The following is a 448-nucleotide window of genomic DNA, read 5'->3' on the forward strand; positions in this document are numbered from 1 at the left end:
ACAGCAACAGCAGGAATGAACATGATATGCCTAAACTGTTCATCCATCTGCTTAGCTAATCCAGACAGCAAACCCACCTTGAAAAAGGTGCCATCCTTCTTCTTACGCCTAGACGGAATCCCCAGACCTTCATGCCTGTCAGCAATGCGCTCAGATTGAAGCCTTATGGCCTCATCCCTGCCAATGCGTTCAAGATGTTTAAACACATCAACCTTGTTCCCACTGTTGCGACGAAGAAGCTCATAAAAACCTATCCGAGAAGATGACTCACAACCATTCTCAGAAGGTCCTGCATCAAAAATCTCTCCTCGTGATTCCTTCGCTTCCTTAACCTCTGGAACGTATTCTAAACCACCAGCAGTAAGCCTGAAGCGTCGCCTGTCTTCCTGTTCCGAACGACACGCAAAACGCAGATTCTCATCAGCAGAATAATCCCGAGCTATAAGCC

The 448-nt window shown here is 47.1% G+C and carries 1 protein-coding gene; it reads right to left on the minus strand.

The genetic code is table 11. From position 1 onward, the window contains the following. Window positions 1-448: hypothetical protein (locus KP705_RS21805; protein ID WP_215765233.1), on the minus strand; the 448-nt coding region annotated here is incomplete at both ends.

The organism is Gluconobacter sp. P1D12_c, assembly GCF_018812105.1.
In the GTDB taxonomy this organism is placed as follows: Bacteria; Pseudomonadota; Alphaproteobacteria; order Acetobacterales; family Acetobacteraceae; genus Gluconobacter; species Gluconobacter oxydans_A.